This is a genomic window from Streptococcus sp. 2342, from assembly GCF_013276795.1.
GTDB lineage: Bacteria > Bacillota > Bacilli > Lactobacillales > Streptococcaceae > Streptococcus.
The window spans coordinates 105965-122021 of the sequence record NZ_VMLR01000005.1; the positions used below are offsets into that span (position 1 = coordinate 105965).

Here is a 16057-nt window from a genome sequence, read left to right on the forward strand (position 1 = left end):
TTCAGAATATTTAGGCTTATTCATACAAAAAATCTAAAAAAACTATTGACTGAGAATGATTTTCAAGGTATAATAATAAACGTTAAGGCGGTATAGCCAAGTGGTAAGGCACGGCTCTGCAAAAGCTTGATCGTCGGTTCAAATCCGTCTACCGCCTTTCAATACCGAATTTATCGGAATTTATCAAGATAAAAAGCCCGCAAAATAGGGCTTTTTTATTTTTTTCTTCGGATAAATACGGATAACTTACAAAAATTTTGGGGCAAAGTTCTTCCCATGACATAATTCCCTCATGAAATCAACTGAAAAAAGCTTCGTCACGCCTGGTGACAAAAGCCTCTAGTTTACTCTGTTTCTTCTTCTATTTCGACTTCTGTAATCTGGACTTTTACCTTGGTAACACGTCCATTTTTCACTTTATCATTGGTTAAGATAAGCTGTTTGTTTTGGCTGACTAATTCATAACTGAGTTTCTCAGTCGTTGGAATGGTCCCAACTCCTGTCAAATAATAACCAGCGATGGTATCAACGTCATCACTTTCCAGTTCAACATCAAAGTAATTATTGAAATCATTGAGGGTCATAGTTCCCTGAACAATGTAGGTATCCTCGCCAATCTGATGAACATCTATTGCCGCTTTGTCCGTTTCATCATCAATTTCACCAACAATTTCCTCTAAGAGGTCTTCCAAGGTCACCAAACCAGCCATCCCACCGTATTCATCCAGCAAGATTGCCATTTGTCTTTGGGTATTGCGCAACTCTTTTAGCAAGTCATCCACAAAAATAGTTTCAGGAACAAAAAGTGGATCTTGTAAAATTTTCTTCCATACAATATTATCAAAACCATCCACAAATCCTGCCTTAAGAAGACTCTTGGTATGAATAATTCCAATCACATTGTCCTTATCCCCATCATAAACCGGGATACGAGAATAATTTTGTTTTAAAATACTTTGGATAATGGTTTGACTATCATCCTGAATATCCACCATAAAGGCATCCGTTCGAGGAACCATGACTTCTCTGGCCATCAGTTCATCGAGCGAAAAGACACCTTGTAGCATCTCAATCTCATCAGCATCCAACGTTTCTTCACTATTTGTCAGCATATAGGCAATTTCATCACGGGTCATCTTTTCATCCGCATCATCGAATGACATAGGAGTCAAATGGCTCAAGAAATTGGTCGAAGCAGCTAAGAGCCAAACAAAGGGACTAACTAGTTTCCCAAGCCCAATGATAACCGGCGCTGTACGAATCGCCAAGGCATCCTTTAGATTAAGAGCGATTCTCTTAGGATACAATTCCCCAAAAACGATGGAAATATAGGTCAAAAATGCCAAGGATAGAAAAGTTGCCACAGCTTGTGCTGTTTCGCCATTCCCAAGCCAAGAGGCAATCACACGTCCTAGAGTATCAGCTAAACTCGCCCCTGATAAGATCGTAATCAGAGTAATCCCTACTTGAATGGTTGATAAAAAGTGGTTAGGATTTTCTAGCACCTTCAGCAGACGGATATAGCGTCTATCTCCTTCTTCTGCCTTTTGTTCAACCCGCGCACGATTAAGAGAAACCATGGCCATTTCTGTGGCTGAGAAAAAGGCATTTAATACCGTCAAGATAAACAATAAAACAAATTGTAGCAACAAATTCTGACTACTTGGGTCTTCCATAGTTCTTCTCCTAAAATAGTATCTTATCCTTTATTATATCACAAAATTTAATCCAGTACATATTATTTTTTTCTTAGTACCTATTCTAGCACTGCTTAAACTAGTAAAAAGAACCCCTACATCCATAAGTGACATAGGAGTTTATTTCATATTTTACTGAGTTACAGTTACTTCTCCAGTTCGGTAATCCAGTTGAAGTCCCTTTTGAACATTGGGAACTAGAACATTGAATTCCAATTCTCCATCCGAAGACTTGGCTTCAATCTGTGAAGCTGAAGGAACTAAATCCTCGTTTGAAGCGTAGTAAAGGGTTACACGGTAACGGACACGCTTGTTTTTATCCAAGGCTTTACGCACCTTACTTTCATAGTAGTTTTGACCAGTCGAATCCTCGGCCTGCGCCTGATTTGCCCAGGCTGTCTGAACAGCAATGTTTTTAGGATTGCTTGTCGAGGCATCAAAACCATCCAAACCACCGATTAAGGCATAGCCTAACAAGTGACCTCTATCGACTGCATGGGTATAAGAGCCCTTTAGATTCTTGACCTGATGCCAACCTGGTGGAGTCCAAGAAGTCGAACCATTCCCGGTTTCTTCACGATTCTTGTACTGGCGAGTAGCCTTAGACAAGAGGGCATTAGCTACGGTTGGCACTGTTTCCTTGCCCACTGTCTTTGTCTTATTATCAGCGTAGGGCTTACTTGAAACCTTGGCATTTAGGTTTGTTTTATTACCATTGACGATAAAAGCACCAGCCCCGTTCCACTCCAGACTCCCTTTTATTTGGCTTTTGACTGCGTCTGTTAAGACACTTTCCGCCAATTCTTGACCAGGCGCGTCTGGTGATTGACTTTTCTGACTCATTTTTGTCTTAGCAGCCTGATTTCCTAGTTCAGTCTGCTTAATATAGTAGCTCCCTGTAGACAAAAGCAATAACACTAGCAGTCCGATTAGTGTCTGTCTTGTTTTTTTGTTCATATTTCTCCTTATCTTTAGAAAAAGACTGGTCTCCCAGCCTAATTTCCTGTAAATTTATGAATCAATTCCTGCCATTTTGCTGGAGACAGGATAGCCCATGGATCTTGACCCTTGCCCAAGATTCCATAACCGACCATTAGACCGATTCCTAGAGCCAGAGCACCTAAAATCAGTACCAGGATGACTAAAAGTAAACGCTTGATTACGTAACCTGATTTCTTATTCATCTTCATCACTTGCCTCAATCCGCTGAATCTTAGCGCCTAGCTGCGCCAATTTCTCATGGAAACGGTAGTAACCTCTATCCAAGTGAACCAATTTACCAACTACAGTTTCTCCCTGTGCTACCAAACCTGTCAAAATCAAGGCTGCACTGGCACGAAGGTCAGTAGAAAGAACTTCCGCTCCCTGCAAAGGCTGTCCACCAACAATACGAGCTGTATCACGGATAATCTCAGAATGCAAGCCCATGCGGCGCATCTCTTCTAGGTGTTGGAAACGATTTTCAAAAACTGTCTCCACCATGGTTGATTCGCCTTTTGCAACTGTCATCAAGGCTGTAAATTGAGCCTGCATATCTGTTGGAAATCCTGGGTGGGGCAAGGTTTTCACATGAACAGCTTTTAGATTTTCTAGTTGAGAGCGAACGCGAATTCCTTCCGTCTCCTCCGTCACTTCCACTCCCATTTCAAGCAACTTGGCAATCAAGGGACGATTGTGCTCCCAGACAGCATCTTTAATCAAGACATCACCACCAGTCATGGCAGCAGCTACCATAAAGGTTCCTGCTTCGATACGGTCTTGGACTACATTGTGAGTCGTACCATGAAGTTTCTCAACACCGGTAATGGTAATGGTCTCTGTACCAGCACCCTTAACCTTAGCTCCCATTTCATTAAGGAGAATGGCTAGGTCAACAATCTCAGGCTCACGCGCAGCATTTTCAATCACTGTCATCCCATCAGCTAGGGTCGCTGCCATCATCAAGTTCTGCGTTGCACCAACACTTGGAAAGTCCATATAGATATGAGCGCCATGCAAGCGTTCTGCCTTGGCTTCGATGTAACCAGCTGTCTGACTAATCTTAACCCCCATAGCTTCCAGACCTTTCAAATGAAGATCAATAGGACGGCTACCAATGGTACAACCACCTGGCATGGATACCTTGGCATGACCCACACGGGCAAGGATTGGCCCTAATACAACGATGGAGGCGCGCATCTTGCTGACATACTTGTAAGGGGCTTCCTCAGTGATGTCGCCAGTAGCATCCACCTCAACAAGATGGGCTTCCTCATCAAAGTCAACCTTGGCATTCAAACCACCAACCACCTGATTCATAATAAAGACATCCGACAAGATCGGTACATTCTGTAAGACTGTCTTTCCTTCACTTGCTAGAATAGTCGCTGCCAACAAGGGCAAGACTGCATTCTTTGCTCCTTCGATGGTTACACTTCCTACCAGACGATTATCGCCACCTTGAACAACAATTTTGTCCATACTCGTTTCCTTTACTCTTGATTTTATAATAATCCTCTAAGCGCTTCTTGCCACAAATGATACAGGCTGATAAAGAAAGAACTCAAGATATAGCCCATGACAATGCTGAAAAAACCTACTAATAAACGAACTTTTCTTGTATTCTCAGCTGTCACTTTTAAAACCTTTTCCCATCTAACAAGATCCTTTAAAAGGTAAAAACTCACATAAATAAAGAGCATGTGACTGCTTAGAGTGAATAATAATTGAACCATTTGACTATTATACCATCTTCTCTGTTTGTGCGCTAGTTTGGAAACTTCACTTAAAAACTAGGGATTGTTTTTCAAGTAATCAATTGCATCTTGTAGGGTTTTAACGGGCACGATTTTCATATCTGTCTTGATTGTTTTGGATGCTTCTAGGGCTGTTTGGTAGTTGTTTTTTGCATCCGGGTGTGCTTTTTGTTCTTCTTCGCTAACAGGATTATCAGGGGCAAAGAAAATAGCGGCACCTGCCCTAGCCGAAGCTACAACTTTTTTATCAATACCTCCAATATCCCCCACATTCCCATCGCGGTCAATGGTACCTGTACCAGCAACAATACGACCATTACGAAGATCTGGGTGAGCTATTTGAGTATAGATAGCTAGACTAAACATGAGACCAGCACTTGGGCCGCCAATACCAGCTGTTGAAAAGCTAATTGGGACATTGCTGATTACCTCTGTACGATCAATCAAGCCGATTCCAATCCCATTTTTTCCATTTTCCAAGGTGATAATCTTTCCTTCTGCAGACTTGGTTTGCCCATCCTCTTCATAGGTGACCTTGACGGAGTCCCCTAATTTTTGAGAACTGACGTAATCAATCAAGTCTTTGGAACTATCAAAGGTCTGATCATTGACTGCTGTGACCGTATCAGAGATATTGAGAATCCCTTTAAAGGTTGAATTATCCGTCACATTCAAAACATAAACGCCAAAGTACTTGAGTTCGATATCCTTACCAGCTGTTTTTAGTCCTTGATACTTGGCCATATTTTGCGATGTTTGCATGTAGAATTGATTGATTCGCATAAATTCAACATCGGAAGAACCACCTGTAGTCTCCTGAGCACTACGAATATCTGTAAAAGGTGTCAACCAAGCATAAATCATATGAGCTAAAGTGGCATGTTGAACACCAACCGTAACGAATTGATAGGCACCAGCTTCCTTATCTTCTGTGTCATTTACTTTAAGGACTTGGCGAATATCTTCCGAACCACCTGGAACCTCTATATAATAAGGCAAAGGCACCACAAATGCCAAGAAAGTCACAATCAAGGCCGCAATGACGTATAAGGGCCATCTAATCTTTTTTTTCATTTCTTATTTCCTCCAAAATACTCTCGGGAACATAGCAGGCAATATCCTGACCAAACTTCAAAAGCTCTCTAACGCCTGATGAACTGATATAGAGATGTTCAGGTCGGCTATGTAAATAAATGGTCTCTATATCAGGAGACAGCTGATGGTTGTAGTAATCAAAACTGGCTTCATATTGCAAATCCGCTGCATTCCTCAAACCACGCACTAGACAAGTAGCCCCCAGTCTTTTTGCAACATCAATAACCAATTCATCATGAGAAAACACGACTTCAACATTCCCCAAATGTTCCAAAGCCTTTTCTAACCCCCGTTTACGATTTTCGATAGGAAGAAATCCTTGTTTGTGGGGATTAAAAAAAATACCGACATAGAGCTTATCAAAGAGTCTGCTCGCCCGTTCAATCATATCCAGATGCCCATTTGTCATCGGATCAAATGAGCCTGTGAATAAGCCAATCTTATCTGACATAGACTGTCACCTTACTAATTCCATAAATCTTTTCCTTCCAGATACCCAGACAGGCAATCTCTTCTGGAAGTTCAACGGCCTTATCCGTCTCGCACACAACCATAACATCTTCAGAAAAAAGCTCTCTCTCAGCCATTTTTTCAATATCTGCTACGATTTGTTCCTTGGCATAGGGAGGGTCTAAGAAAACGAGGTCAAATTCCCCAGATACCTGTTCCAATGCCCTCTCTGCATCCATCTTGAGGAGTTGAAATTTTCCAACTTCCTTGGTCATCTGGATATTTTCAGCCACGATGGTCTGAGCCTTACGGTCTCGCTCCACCAAAACAGCACTGGACATGCCACGCGATACTGCTTCGATAGATAAACCACCACTACCTGCATAAAGGTCCAAGACTCGTCCCCCTTCAAAGTAGGGACCAATCATGTTAAAAATGGCTCCCCTAACCTTATCCGAAGTAGGTCTTGTTGTCTTGCCTTCTAGTGTCTTGAGGGGACGTCCCCCATAGATTCCTGATACGATTTTCATACTGTTTATTATACCAAATTATAGACAAAAAGAGAAAGAAAACCGAACCTTGCGGTTCGATTCTCTACAAAATATTTTCGTAAGTATCGCGGACTTCTTGAGGCCAAACACTTGTTTGCACTTCTCCGATGTGTCTCTTGCGAAGTAGGAACATGGCCATACGAGATTGTCCAATTCCTCCACCGATTGTCAATGGGAATAGGCCATTCAACAAAGACTTGTGCCATTCCAATTCCAAGCGGTCTTCATCACCTGTAATTTCCACCTGACGTCTAAGAGTTTCTTCATCTACACGAATTCCCATAGAAGACAACTCAAAGGCTCCACCTAAAGACTCATTCCAGACAAGAATATCACCATTTAGACCCTTGTAGCCATTCTCAGACTCGCTTGTCCAGTCATCATAGTCTGGTGCACGTCCATCGTGCGGTTTACCATCTGGCAACTCGCCACCGATACCAATCAAAAAGACGGCTCCAAATTCTTTACAAATCGCATTTTCACGTTCTTTAGGTGTCAAGTCTGGGTAGCGTTCTACCAATTCTTCTGTATGGATAAAGGTGATTTGTTTTGGCAAGATAGACTCGATGTCATAGCGAGCTTCAACAGCTAGCTCAGTCAGGCGAATAGCCTTATAAATCTTCTCAACTGTTTCTTTTAGATAAACGATGTTACGCTTACCATTTGGGATAACCTTCTCCCAGTCCCACTGGTCAACATAAACAGAGTGGGTTGCATCCAAGGAATCCTCATCTGGACGAAGGGCTTTCATGTGGACAAAGAGACCCTCTCCTTCACCAAAGCCAAAACGAGCCAAGGTGTGGCGTTTCCATTTAGCAAGTGAGTGCACCACTTCATAAGTAGCATCAGGGATTTGGAGAACCTTGACCGATACTGGATTTTCCACACCAGACAGGTTGTCCTGCATTCCGTCACCGACCTTACTCAAGATAGGACCTTGAACTTCGACAACTTCTAGCTTATCTTTCAAATACTGGGTAAAAGTGTTTTTGACAAAGGAAATTTCTTCTTGTTGATGGATAAAACTTTTCTTCATAGACAACTCCTCAAAAATTTAATAAACATATTATACACCTATTTCCAAGAAAAGAAAAGAGAAAATTTTAAAAAAATCAGTGTCACTCAAAACACTGATTTCATAGACCTTTTAGTCATTGCGACCAAAGATACGTAGAATACTTAGGAAAAGATTGATAAAATCAAGATAGATGCTGAGAGCCATTGACACCACCCAGCCTGTCGCTACACGACCTTGTGATTGTTCATAGGCGAGGCGAATCTTTTGGTTATCCCAAGCAATCAACCCTGAAAAAACCAAAACCATGGCTACGCTAATCATATAATCAAAGAAGCCACTAGCCAAGAAAATATTGACTACCATAGCAATCAGTAAACCAATGAGAGCTGCCATCATTGCTCGACCAATCCCACTCAAGTCTTTCTTGGTAAAGATACCAACTGCCGCCATGACAAAGAAGAGAAGGGCGCTCGATACAAAGGCAGATAAAACTGTACCCGGAGTATAGAAGGCTACCACAAAACTAAGGGTAAAGCCGTTTAAAACGGAGTAAAGTAAAAATACTGGAAGAGCAGCTGGACTATTTCTTGAAGCCATGCTACTGGCAACGAAAACCAAGGCCAATTCTGCAAAGGTTGCAATGGTCAACCAGAGACGCCCCTGCATCAACAAGTAAAGCAACTGAGACTGAAAGACCGTCAACATAAGGCCTGATACCAAAGCAGATAGTCCGATTCCCAGACCAACAAAGGCATATACCTTAGCGTAAAATTGATTGAGACCTACACGGTCATGTATAATAGTGTGATTCATCTTTTCTCCTTTTCTATGAACATCTTTCCTTGATTATAACAAAAAAAGTTAAAATTAGCTTAAATGGAAAATCAAAATACCAGCTGCAATGGCAACATTCAAACTCTCCGCCTGCCCCTTCATGCTAATATGGACCAACTGGTCTGCACTTTCAGCCATAAGGGGACTAATTCCTTGGCCCTCATTTCCCATGACTAGTACAAAATTTTCTATAGGAGGCAGTTCTCTGTAATCAACAGAATCTTTAGATAGGGTTGTAGCTAGCACAGGGATAGCTGCCTCTTTGGTTTCCTTAAGGAGCGCTTGGCTAGTCATCCGGTAAATAGGCAGATGAAAATGACTGCCTTGCATGGAACGTAAGGTCTTGAGACTGTAGATATCTGCCGATTTATCTGAAACAATCACTCCTGTAAAGCCTGCTGCATCCGCAGTTCGAATGATGGTTCCTACATTACCAGGATCTTGCACATCTTCCAAAAACAAGAACTTGCCCTGACTAAAGTCAGCTTGTCCTACTTCTTCTTTTTGAACCACCGCAACGATTCCCTGTGGAGTCTGAGAATCCGCCAAATCTAGCAAAATATCCTCTGACACCCAGACAGTTTGCGGAAAATCATCTAACTGATCTCGGTAATTTTCTAGGGCAAAGATTTTCTCAATCGTCACTCCAGCTTGGACAGCTTCTTCAAACAAGTGCCAGCCTTCAATCAAATAGGCAGACTTGCGGTATTTTTTTTGGTGTAATTTCTTAGCATTTTTTACCACAGAATTGGCTTTTGAGGTTATAATAGTCATAGAAATATTATAACACAATCAAAGGGGTTTGGTATGCAAAAGGTTAGAATGATTGCCCAAGGTAGGGTGCAGGGAGTCGGCTTTCGTTGGGGTGTTTATAGCCTGGCCCTTGAAATCGGTGGCATCACAGGTCGAGTCTGGAATAACGACGATGGCACAGTGGAAATCTTAGCCCAAGCAGACTCATCTGCTATCATGGCAAAATTTATCCAAGAAATCCGAAAAGGACCGACACCTTTTTCAAAAGTAAGCTACTTAGATGTCAAACTAAGCAACTTTCCTCCCTACTCTGACTTTAAAATCGCAAATTAGGTCTCCAGAACTATTGTATATTTTGTAAAAAAACAGTAGAATAGAAAGGTATAATTTTTAAAGAAGGAATAAAAACAGTGAAATCTATTAAACGTTTTGCACTCTCAGCTATGGGAGTGGCTATGTTGCTTGTCTTGACTGGCTGTGTCAATGTCGATAAAACCACAGGTCAGCCAACAGGAGTCATTTGGAATACTTTCGGAGCGCCTATGGCTGAAGCTATCAAGTACTTCGCCAATGATAAAGGTCTAGGCTTTGGTGTCGCTATCATTATCGTAACCATTATCGTGCGCTTGATTATCTTGCCACTTGGTATCTACCAATCATGGAAGGCAACGCTTCACTCTGAAAAGATGAACGCCCTCAAGCACGTCCTTGAGCCACACCAAACGCGTCTCAAGGAAGCAACTACTCAAGAAGAAAAACTCGAAGCCCAACAAGCTCTCTTTGCTGCTCAAAAAGAGCATGGCATCAGTATGTTTGGTGGAGTAGGATGTTTCCCTCTCCTCCTTCAAATGCCTTTCTTCTCTGCCATCTACTTTACTGCCCAACATACTGAAGGGGTTGCTCAAGCAAGCTACCTAGGCATCCCTCTAGGCTCTCCAAGTATGATTTTGGCTGCCTGCGCTGGTGTCCTTTACTATCTTCAATCACTCCTTTCACTTCACGGAGTAGAGGATCAAACGCAAAGAGATCAAATCAAGAAAATGGCTTACGTGAGCCCAGTCATGATTGCCGGCTTCTCCCTCATCTCACCAGCTAGTGTCACACTTTATTGGGTTGTTGGTGGTTTCATGATGATTCTCCAACAGTTTATCGTCAACTATATCGTTCGTCCAAAACTTCGCAAAAAAGTCCGTGAAGAACTAGCCAAGAACCCACCAAAAGCAAGTGCTTTCTCTAAACCAAGTGGACGAAAAGACGTTACCCCTGAACAACCAACTGCTATCACAAGCCAGAAAAAACACAAAAATCGCAACGCTGGAAAACAACGTTCGAGATAAGAAGAAAAAGGCTTAGCTGATTTGCTAAGTCTTTTTGCAAGTCAAAAGCCCGATGTTTCCATCAGGCTTCTTTTCTATCCATGTACACGTTTCGTATAGTCTTGGTAACTTTCGGTATCCATGAGTTGTTTAGCGTTCTTAACGCGGTCTGCTGTTGGTGGTTTAACCCCTTCGAGGGAATAGGGAATTCCCAATTCACGCCATTTAAACTCACCCATGGTGTGATAAGGCAGAATTTCAAACTTATCCACATTTTTAAGAGTCTTGACGAACTTACCAAGTTCAATCAAGTCATCGTCTCTGTCTGTCAATCCTGGAACTAGCACGTGGCGAATCCAGACAGGTTTTCCAATATCTGATAGATACTGGGCACAGGCCAAGATATTTTTATTGGTTTGGCTAGTAACAATCTTGTGCTGTTCTTCGTTGATTTCCTTGATATCTAAGAGAACCAAGTCAGTGACAGCCATGAGTTTGTCAAACTTTTCAAGGTAACGTGGTTTATTACGGAAAGGAAGGGCACAGGTGTCCAAGGTACAGTGGATTCCTTGTTCCTTAGCCTTGGTGAAAAGGGCAATCAGGAAATCAATCTGCAAGAGTGCTTCTCCTCCGCTGACTGTAATCCCGCCCTTATTTCCCCAGAAACCACGGTAGCGCAAGGCTTCTGTCAAGACATCATCTACCGTCCGTTCACGTGATTTATTGGACTCCATAGCCCAAGTATCTGGGTTATGGCAATACTGGCAACGCATGTGACAGCCCTGTAAAAAGATAATAAAGCGAATACCAGGGCCATCTACCGCCCCAAAACTTTCTGTCGAATGCACCATTCCTGTCACTTGTCCATAATCAATTGTTTCTTCAGACATATCGTTACCTTCCTTGAAAACGTTTTATAGTTTTATTATATCACGACTTGAAGGAAAAACAAGATTTTTACCTATTTTTTAGAAAGCAATCTGTTTTTCAATTTCATTTTCAATCTATTCTCAGATTATTCTTCAAAATCAAAACCATACAAGGTTGCAAAATAGTCTTCAGGGCGCTCTGCACGGCGGATTTGACGGGCTTTGCCTTCTTCAGTATAAAGGATTTCCGCAGAACGAAGTTTGGCATTGTACTGGTAGCCCATTGAAAAACCGTGGGCACCTGTATCATGAATGACCAGCAAATCACCGATTTCTGTATAAGGCAGTTCGCGATTGACTGCAAATTTATCATTGTTTTCACAGAGTGAACCAACCACATCTACCACTTCAACTGATCCATCTGGATGAGTCATGTTGCTAATATGGTGATAGGCTCCGTACATAGCTGGACGCATGAGGTTGACTGCTGATGCATCCACACCTAGATAGGTACGGTAGGTTTTCTTCTTATGAGTGACTCTTGTGACTAAAGCACCGTGAGGTGCCAGCATAAAACGACCCAATTCGGTGAAAATCTTGACCTGACCAAGACCTGCTGGAGTAAGAACCTCTTCATACACCTTACGAACTCCCTCACCAATCAAGGCGATATCATTTGGCTCCTGCTCAGGACGATAGTTGACTCCAATACCCCCGGAAAGATTGATAAAGTCTAGTGAAATACCCAGTTTTTCCTTGATTTCAACAGCCAATTCAAAAAGCTGACGCGCCAACTCTGGATAATAGAGATGGGTGACAGTATTGGATGCTAGAAAGGAGTGAATCCCAAAAGTCTTGGCTCCTTTTTCCTTCAAGATGGCAAAGGATTCAAAGAGTTGATCCTTGGTCATACCAAACTTAGCCTCCCCAGGATTATCCATAATGTCTGTCCCCAGTTCAAAAACGCCTCCAGGATTATAACGACATGAGATGATTTCTGGAATGCCTGCTGCTCGCTCCAAATGTTCAATATCTTCAAAGGCATCCAAGTTAATGATCGCACCTAATTCACGCGCATAGGCATATTCCTTATCTGGCGTATTGTTTGAAGAGAACATAATCTCAGAACCAGGGAAATCCAGTTTATGGCTCATCAAAAGCTCTACATAACTAGAGCAGTCCACACCACAGCCTTCCTCTTGGAGAATTTTCAAAATAGCTGGGGTTGGAGTAGCCTTAACTGCAAAATATTCCTTAAAGCCCTTGTTCCACGAAAAGGCTTGGTTGACGGCTCTTGCCTTCTCACGAATTCCCTTCTCATCATATAAGTGAAAGGGAGTTGGGAACTCGGCTACAATCGCTTCTAAGTCTTCTTTATTAATAAATGGTGTTTTCATAAGTTTCCTTCTATTCTATTTGCAAAGAAAGGCTGGGACAACCGTTCCAACCTTTATCCTTTATTCTTCTGTGTCAAAAATATTACCAATCTCAACATCGATGGCTTGGTTCTTGACATCAATATTGGTTACCTTCAAGAGTGACTTGTAGTCAAACTGCTTTTCACGTTCTTCTTGGGCATTGTCCGCAAAGACCGCTACACCTGCCAATTCTGAGTCGAATTCGCGCAAGAGACTAATCATCCCATTGACAGTTCCGCCGCCTTTCAAGAAATCATCCACAATCAAGACACGGCTACCTGCCTTGAGACTCCGTTTTGAAAGGAACATTTTCTCGATACGGTCACCACTTGAACCGGATACATAGTTGACGCTAACCGTTGAACCTTCGGTAATTTTCAGGTCACGGCGCACAATGACAAAAGGGACATTGAGGACATTGGCAACTGCATTTGCAAGTGGCACACCCTTGGTTGCTACTGTCATAACCGCGTCAATTTTTTGATCCATAAAGCTCTTGGCAATAATGCGACCAATATTTTTCAAGATGGCTGGTGTGCTAAGTAAATCAGACAGGTAGATGTAGCCACCTGGCAAGATACGGTCACTTTCTGACAACTTGGCACGCAAGTCTTCAACCATTTCCTTAGCATCATGGTTTGAGATTGATGGTGTAAAGATAACACCTCCGCCAGCCCCAGTCACAGTCTGGAGGTGACCGATTTCGATTTCCTCAAAGGCGCGTTTGATAATGACGATATCTTCTGAGATGGATGATTTAGCAGATTCATACTTTTCAGCAAAAGTATTGAGACTAGTTAGTTTATAAGGATGATTAATCAAATAGTTGGAAATGACAACCATCCGATCACTTCTTCTTAATTTCATTTCTATTTCCTATTCCATTTTTATTCAAAAAATCAAAAAGCAAACTAGAAAGCTGGTCACTGGTGGTTCAAAACACTGTTTTGAGATTGTCGATAGAACTGACAAAGTCTGTAATATACCTGCATATATACATACGACAAGGCGATACTACCCTAGTTTGAAGAGATTTTCGAAGAGTATTCATTTTTGTCTTTTACTTATTATACCATATTCACAGAAAAAAACGAACATTCTTATTCTAAAAAATGTTCATTTTTCTTAAATTATAAATCTAAACCTGGTTTATAGAAGGAACGATTGTCCATAGCGAAGATTTTATTGGTCATCTCTCCTTTATCCACCAAAGCCAGAGCTGTTGACATCATCATCATGCTGGCATCCAGATTGTCAATCATATGAATAATCTCTGCTTCCATAATGCGTGGACGGACTGGGCTTCCATACTCAAGTAAGCCGTGGTGACTGAGGATGACGTGACGAAGCAAAACGACTTCTTCCTTGGTATCATCGATGCCGAGCTCCATAACCGTCTTGGTAATTTCGCTATCAATGAGAGCGATATGTCCAAGAAGATTGCCTCGCACTGTATACTCAGTCTGTTCTGGTCCCGTCAACTCGATAACTTTGGCCAAGTCATGCAGCATAATTCCCGCATAGAGCAGGCTCTTATTGAGCCGAGGATAAATATTGCTAATGGCATCTGCCAAGCGCACCATGGTCGCCGTATGATAGGCCAAGCCTGTTTCAAAGGCATGGTGGTTGGTCTTGGCTGCTGGATAGGAGTAGAATTCCTTATCATACTTGGTGTAGAGATTTCGGACAATCCGTTGCCAGACAGGATTTTCAATTTTGAAAATCATTTGCGACATGTAGTCACGAATTTCCTTGATATCAACCGGTGGCTTGACCTTGAAATCAGCTGGGTCATTGGGTTCACCAGCTTGCGGCAGGCGGAGAGTGATTTGATTGACCTGTGGAGTGTTGTTATAAACTTCTCGGCGCCCTTTCATGTAGACAACCCTACCTGCGGTAAAGGCCTCAATGTTATGAGGTTGGGCATCCCAGAGCTTCCCCTCAATCTCGCCACTATCATCTTGGAAGGTAAAGGCTAGGTAGTTTTTCCCAGCTCGAGTTTGCCTCAGGTCAGCTGATTTGATTAAGTAAAAACCTTCAAACAGCTCATCTTTTTTCATGTGACTAATCTTCATATTCTTCCTCATTTTCTTGGAAATGGAGTAGATCAAGCGCAGGCTCACCTTCTGACAACTCAATGTGACGGAGCGTCCGCTCGATAGCTGTGGTACGACGGTTTAATAATTCATCAATATTGCCAGAGGCATGTTGGAGATGTTTTTGTGCCTTTACCAGAATACCACCAAACTTGCCAAACTCGGTCTTGACGCTGGCAAGAGTCTTACTGATATGGTCGGCACTCTTTTGGATATTGAGAGTTTTGAATCCAACTGATAGGGAGTTAAGAAGGGCTGATAGGGTACTTGGACCTGCAACAATAATCTGTTCTTCCCGTCTCAAATCATCAAAGAAGATAGGATTGCGGACGATTTCTGAGTAGAGACCTTCTGTCGGAACAAACAAGACTCCAAAATTGGTCGTCCGAGGCGGTGCTATGTACTTGCTCTTGATATCCTTGGCAAAGCGCTTGACGCTTGCTAAAAGCGATTTACGACAGCGTTCAATCTCGTCCCTATCACCTGCTTCATAGGCTTCTTCCAAGCGGTAATAATCAGCCAAAGGAAACTTGGAGTCAATCGGTAGGTATACATATTCCTGATCACCCTGTCCAGGTAACTTAATGGCATACTCCACTCGTTCACTGGAGTTTTCAACCGTTGCATATTCTCGTTCATACTGGGCAGGGGTCATGATGTCTTCGATGATTTGCCCCAGTTGCAATTCTCCCAGAATCCCTCTCGTCTTGGTTCCAGAGAGAACCTTGTTGAGGGCGCCGACATCACGGGCAACTGTCTGCATTGCTCCAAGGCCACGATTGACAGACTCCAGTTGTTTGGAAACTGTCTCAAAGGAGGCCTGTAAGCGTGTCTGCAAGGTCTTTTCTAACTTTTCCTCGACTGTCTGGCGCATTTGTTCCAAACGTTGCTCATTTGATTCCTGCAAGGCTTGGAGACGTTGGTCGGTCTTGTCTCTGGTTTGGAGGAGATTATCTGTCATTTCTTGACGGACCTGAGTCAGACCTTGGTACAATTCGATTCGCACTTCTTGCAAACGATCGCTGACAGCCACTTCCAAGTCTTTTTGATCTAACTGCCTGGCTTGTCGGGCTTGCTCAAAGCGATAATCCAGCTGATCTGAAAGATTATCTGCCTGATCCTCCAAGCTCTTGCTGAGATGTTTTTCCTGCTTATCCTGCCTCTGCCAAATCAGAAAGAGTCCAGCTAGGTTGGCAATCAATAATAGAACAAGTAAACTTTCCAT

The 16057-nt window shown here is 42.5% G+C and carries 18 protein-coding genes and 1 tRNA gene; 3 read left to right on the plus strand and 16 right to left on the minus strand.

Translation table 11 applies throughout. The features are described from left to right. Window positions 1–86 precede the first annotated feature (86 nt). Window positions 87–157, plus strand: a tRNA-Cys gene (locus HT689_RS07100). A 187-nt stretch (window positions 158–344) separates the two neighbouring features. On the opposite strand, the gene HT689_RS07105 is transcribed toward HT689_RS07100, so the two are convergent. The 11 genes from HT689_RS07105 to HT689_RS07155 all read right to left on the minus strand — a co-directional run bounded on the left by HT689_RS07105 (window position 345) and on the right by HT689_RS07155 (window position 9154). Then, window positions 345–1676 carry a hemolysin family protein gene (locus HT689_RS07105; protein WP_173226042.1) on the minus strand — a complete coding sequence of 444 codons (1332 nt, stop codon included), beginning with the start codon at window positions 1674–1676 and terminating at the stop codon, window positions 345–347. Window positions 1677–1829: 153 nt separating this feature from the next. Then, complete coding sequence (locus HT689_RS07110) at window positions 1830–2654, minus strand: DNA/RNA non-specific endonuclease (protein WP_173280904.1); 825 nt, start codon at window positions 2652–2654, stop codon at window positions 1830–1832. Between the two features lie 38 nt (window positions 2655–2692). After that, on the minus strand, window positions 2693–2881 hold the full coding sequence (locus HT689_RS07115) for a DNA-directed RNA polymerase subunit beta (RefSeq protein ID WP_171035987.1): 189 nt from the start codon (window positions 2879–2881) through the stop codon (window positions 2693–2695). Next, entirely contained in the window at window positions 2874–4157 is a 1284-nt protein-coding gene (murA, locus tag HT689_RS07120; protein ID WP_119919796.1) for a UDP-N-acetylglucosamine 1-carboxyvinyltransferase, read from the minus strand. The genes HT689_RS07115 and murA overlap by 8 nt, the downstream gene beginning before the upstream one ends. Before the next feature lie 23 nt (window positions 4158–4180). Continuing rightward, window positions 4181–4411, minus strand: a complete 231-nt coding sequence (locus HT689_RS07125; RefSeq protein ID WP_023933289.1) for a DUF1146 family protein — start codon at window positions 4409–4411, stop codon at window positions 4181–4183. Between the two features lie 57 nt (window positions 4412–4468). After that, window positions 4469–5506 carry a SepM family pheromone-processing serine protease gene (locus HT689_RS07130; RefSeq protein WP_007284885.1) on the minus strand — a complete coding sequence of 346 codons (1038 nt, stop codon included), beginning with the start codon at window positions 5504–5506 and terminating at the stop codon, window positions 4469–4471. Then, the gene (gene coaD / locus HT689_RS07135; RefSeq protein ID WP_173280906.1) at window positions 5490–5978 is read right to left on the minus strand and encodes a pantetheine-phosphate adenylyltransferase; all 489 of its coding nucleotides are present in this window, start codon (window positions 5976–5978) and stop codon (window positions 5490–5492) included. The genes HT689_RS07130 and coaD overlap by 17 nt, the downstream gene beginning before the upstream one ends. Further along, complete coding sequence (rsmD, locus tag HT689_RS07140; protein ID WP_000706960.1) at window positions 5968–6507, minus strand: 16S rRNA (guanine(966)-N(2))-methyltransferase RsmD; 540 nt, start codon at window positions 6505–6507, stop codon at window positions 5968–5970. Before rsmD ends, coaD begins: the two co-directional genes overlap by 11 nt. Before the next feature lie 64 nt (window positions 6508–6571). Beyond that, entirely contained in the window at window positions 6572–7564 is a 993-nt protein-coding gene (gene asnA / locus HT689_RS07145; RefSeq protein WP_000747993.1) for an aspartate--ammonia ligase, read from the minus strand. Window positions 7565–7675: 111 nt separating this feature from the next. Beyond that, window positions 7676–8359 (minus strand): Bax inhibitor-1/YccA family protein, encoded by a 684-nt coding sequence (locus HT689_RS07150; RefSeq protein ID WP_054388447.1) that lies wholly within the window; start codon window positions 8357–8359, stop codon window positions 7676–7678. A gap of 54 nt (window positions 8360–8413) precedes the next feature. Next, window positions 8414–9154, minus strand: coding sequence for an RNA methyltransferase (locus tag HT689_RS07155; RefSeq protein ID WP_023936723.1), 741 nt, complete (start codon window positions 9152–9154; stop codon window positions 8414–8416). Window positions 9155–9187: 33 nt separating this feature from the next. On the opposite strand from HT689_RS07155, the gene HT689_RS07160 reads away from it, so the two are divergent. Continuing rightward, on the plus strand, window positions 9188–9466 hold the full coding sequence (locus tag HT689_RS07160; protein WP_001174613.1) for an acylphosphatase: 279 nt from the start codon (window positions 9188–9190) through the stop codon (window positions 9464–9466). A gap of 77 nt (window positions 9467–9543) precedes the next feature. Further along, complete coding sequence (gene yidC, locus HT689_RS07165; protein ID WP_023936721.1) at window positions 9544–10470, plus strand: membrane protein insertase YidC; 927 nt, start codon at window positions 9544–9546, stop codon at window positions 10468–10470. 74 nt (window positions 10471–10544) lie between these two features. Here yidC and pflA read toward each other — a convergent pair whose 3' ends face one another. The 5 genes from pflA to HT689_RS07190 all read right to left on the minus strand — a co-directional run bounded on the left by pflA (window position 10545) and on the right by HT689_RS07190 (window position 16057). After that, entirely contained in the window at window positions 10545–11339 is a 795-nt protein-coding gene (pflA, locus tag HT689_RS07170) for a pyruvate formate-lyase-activating protein (protein WP_138700479.1), read from the minus strand. 125 nt (window positions 11340–11464) lie between these two features. After that, window positions 11465–12715, minus strand: coding sequence for a diaminopimelate decarboxylase (locus HT689_RS07175; RefSeq protein ID WP_023936717.1), 1251 nt, complete (start codon window positions 12713–12715; stop codon window positions 11465–11467). Window positions 12716–12775: 60 nt separating this feature from the next. Further along, window positions 12776–13603, minus strand: coding sequence for a pur operon repressor (purR, locus tag HT689_RS07180; protein ID WP_000776875.1), 828 nt, complete (start codon window positions 13601–13603; stop codon window positions 12776–12778). 263 nt (window positions 13604–13866) lie between these two features. Beyond that, on the minus strand, window positions 13867–14811 hold the full coding sequence (locus HT689_RS07185) for a 3'-5' exoribonuclease YhaM family protein (protein WP_000703190.1): 945 nt from the start codon (window positions 14809–14811) through the stop codon (window positions 13867–13869). Then, the gene (locus HT689_RS07190; RefSeq protein WP_023938939.1) at window positions 14801–16057 is read right to left on the minus strand and encodes a DNA recombination protein RmuC; all 1257 of its coding nucleotides are present in this window, start codon (window positions 16055–16057) and stop codon (window positions 14801–14803) included. Before HT689_RS07190 ends, HT689_RS07185 begins: the two co-directional genes overlap by 11 nt.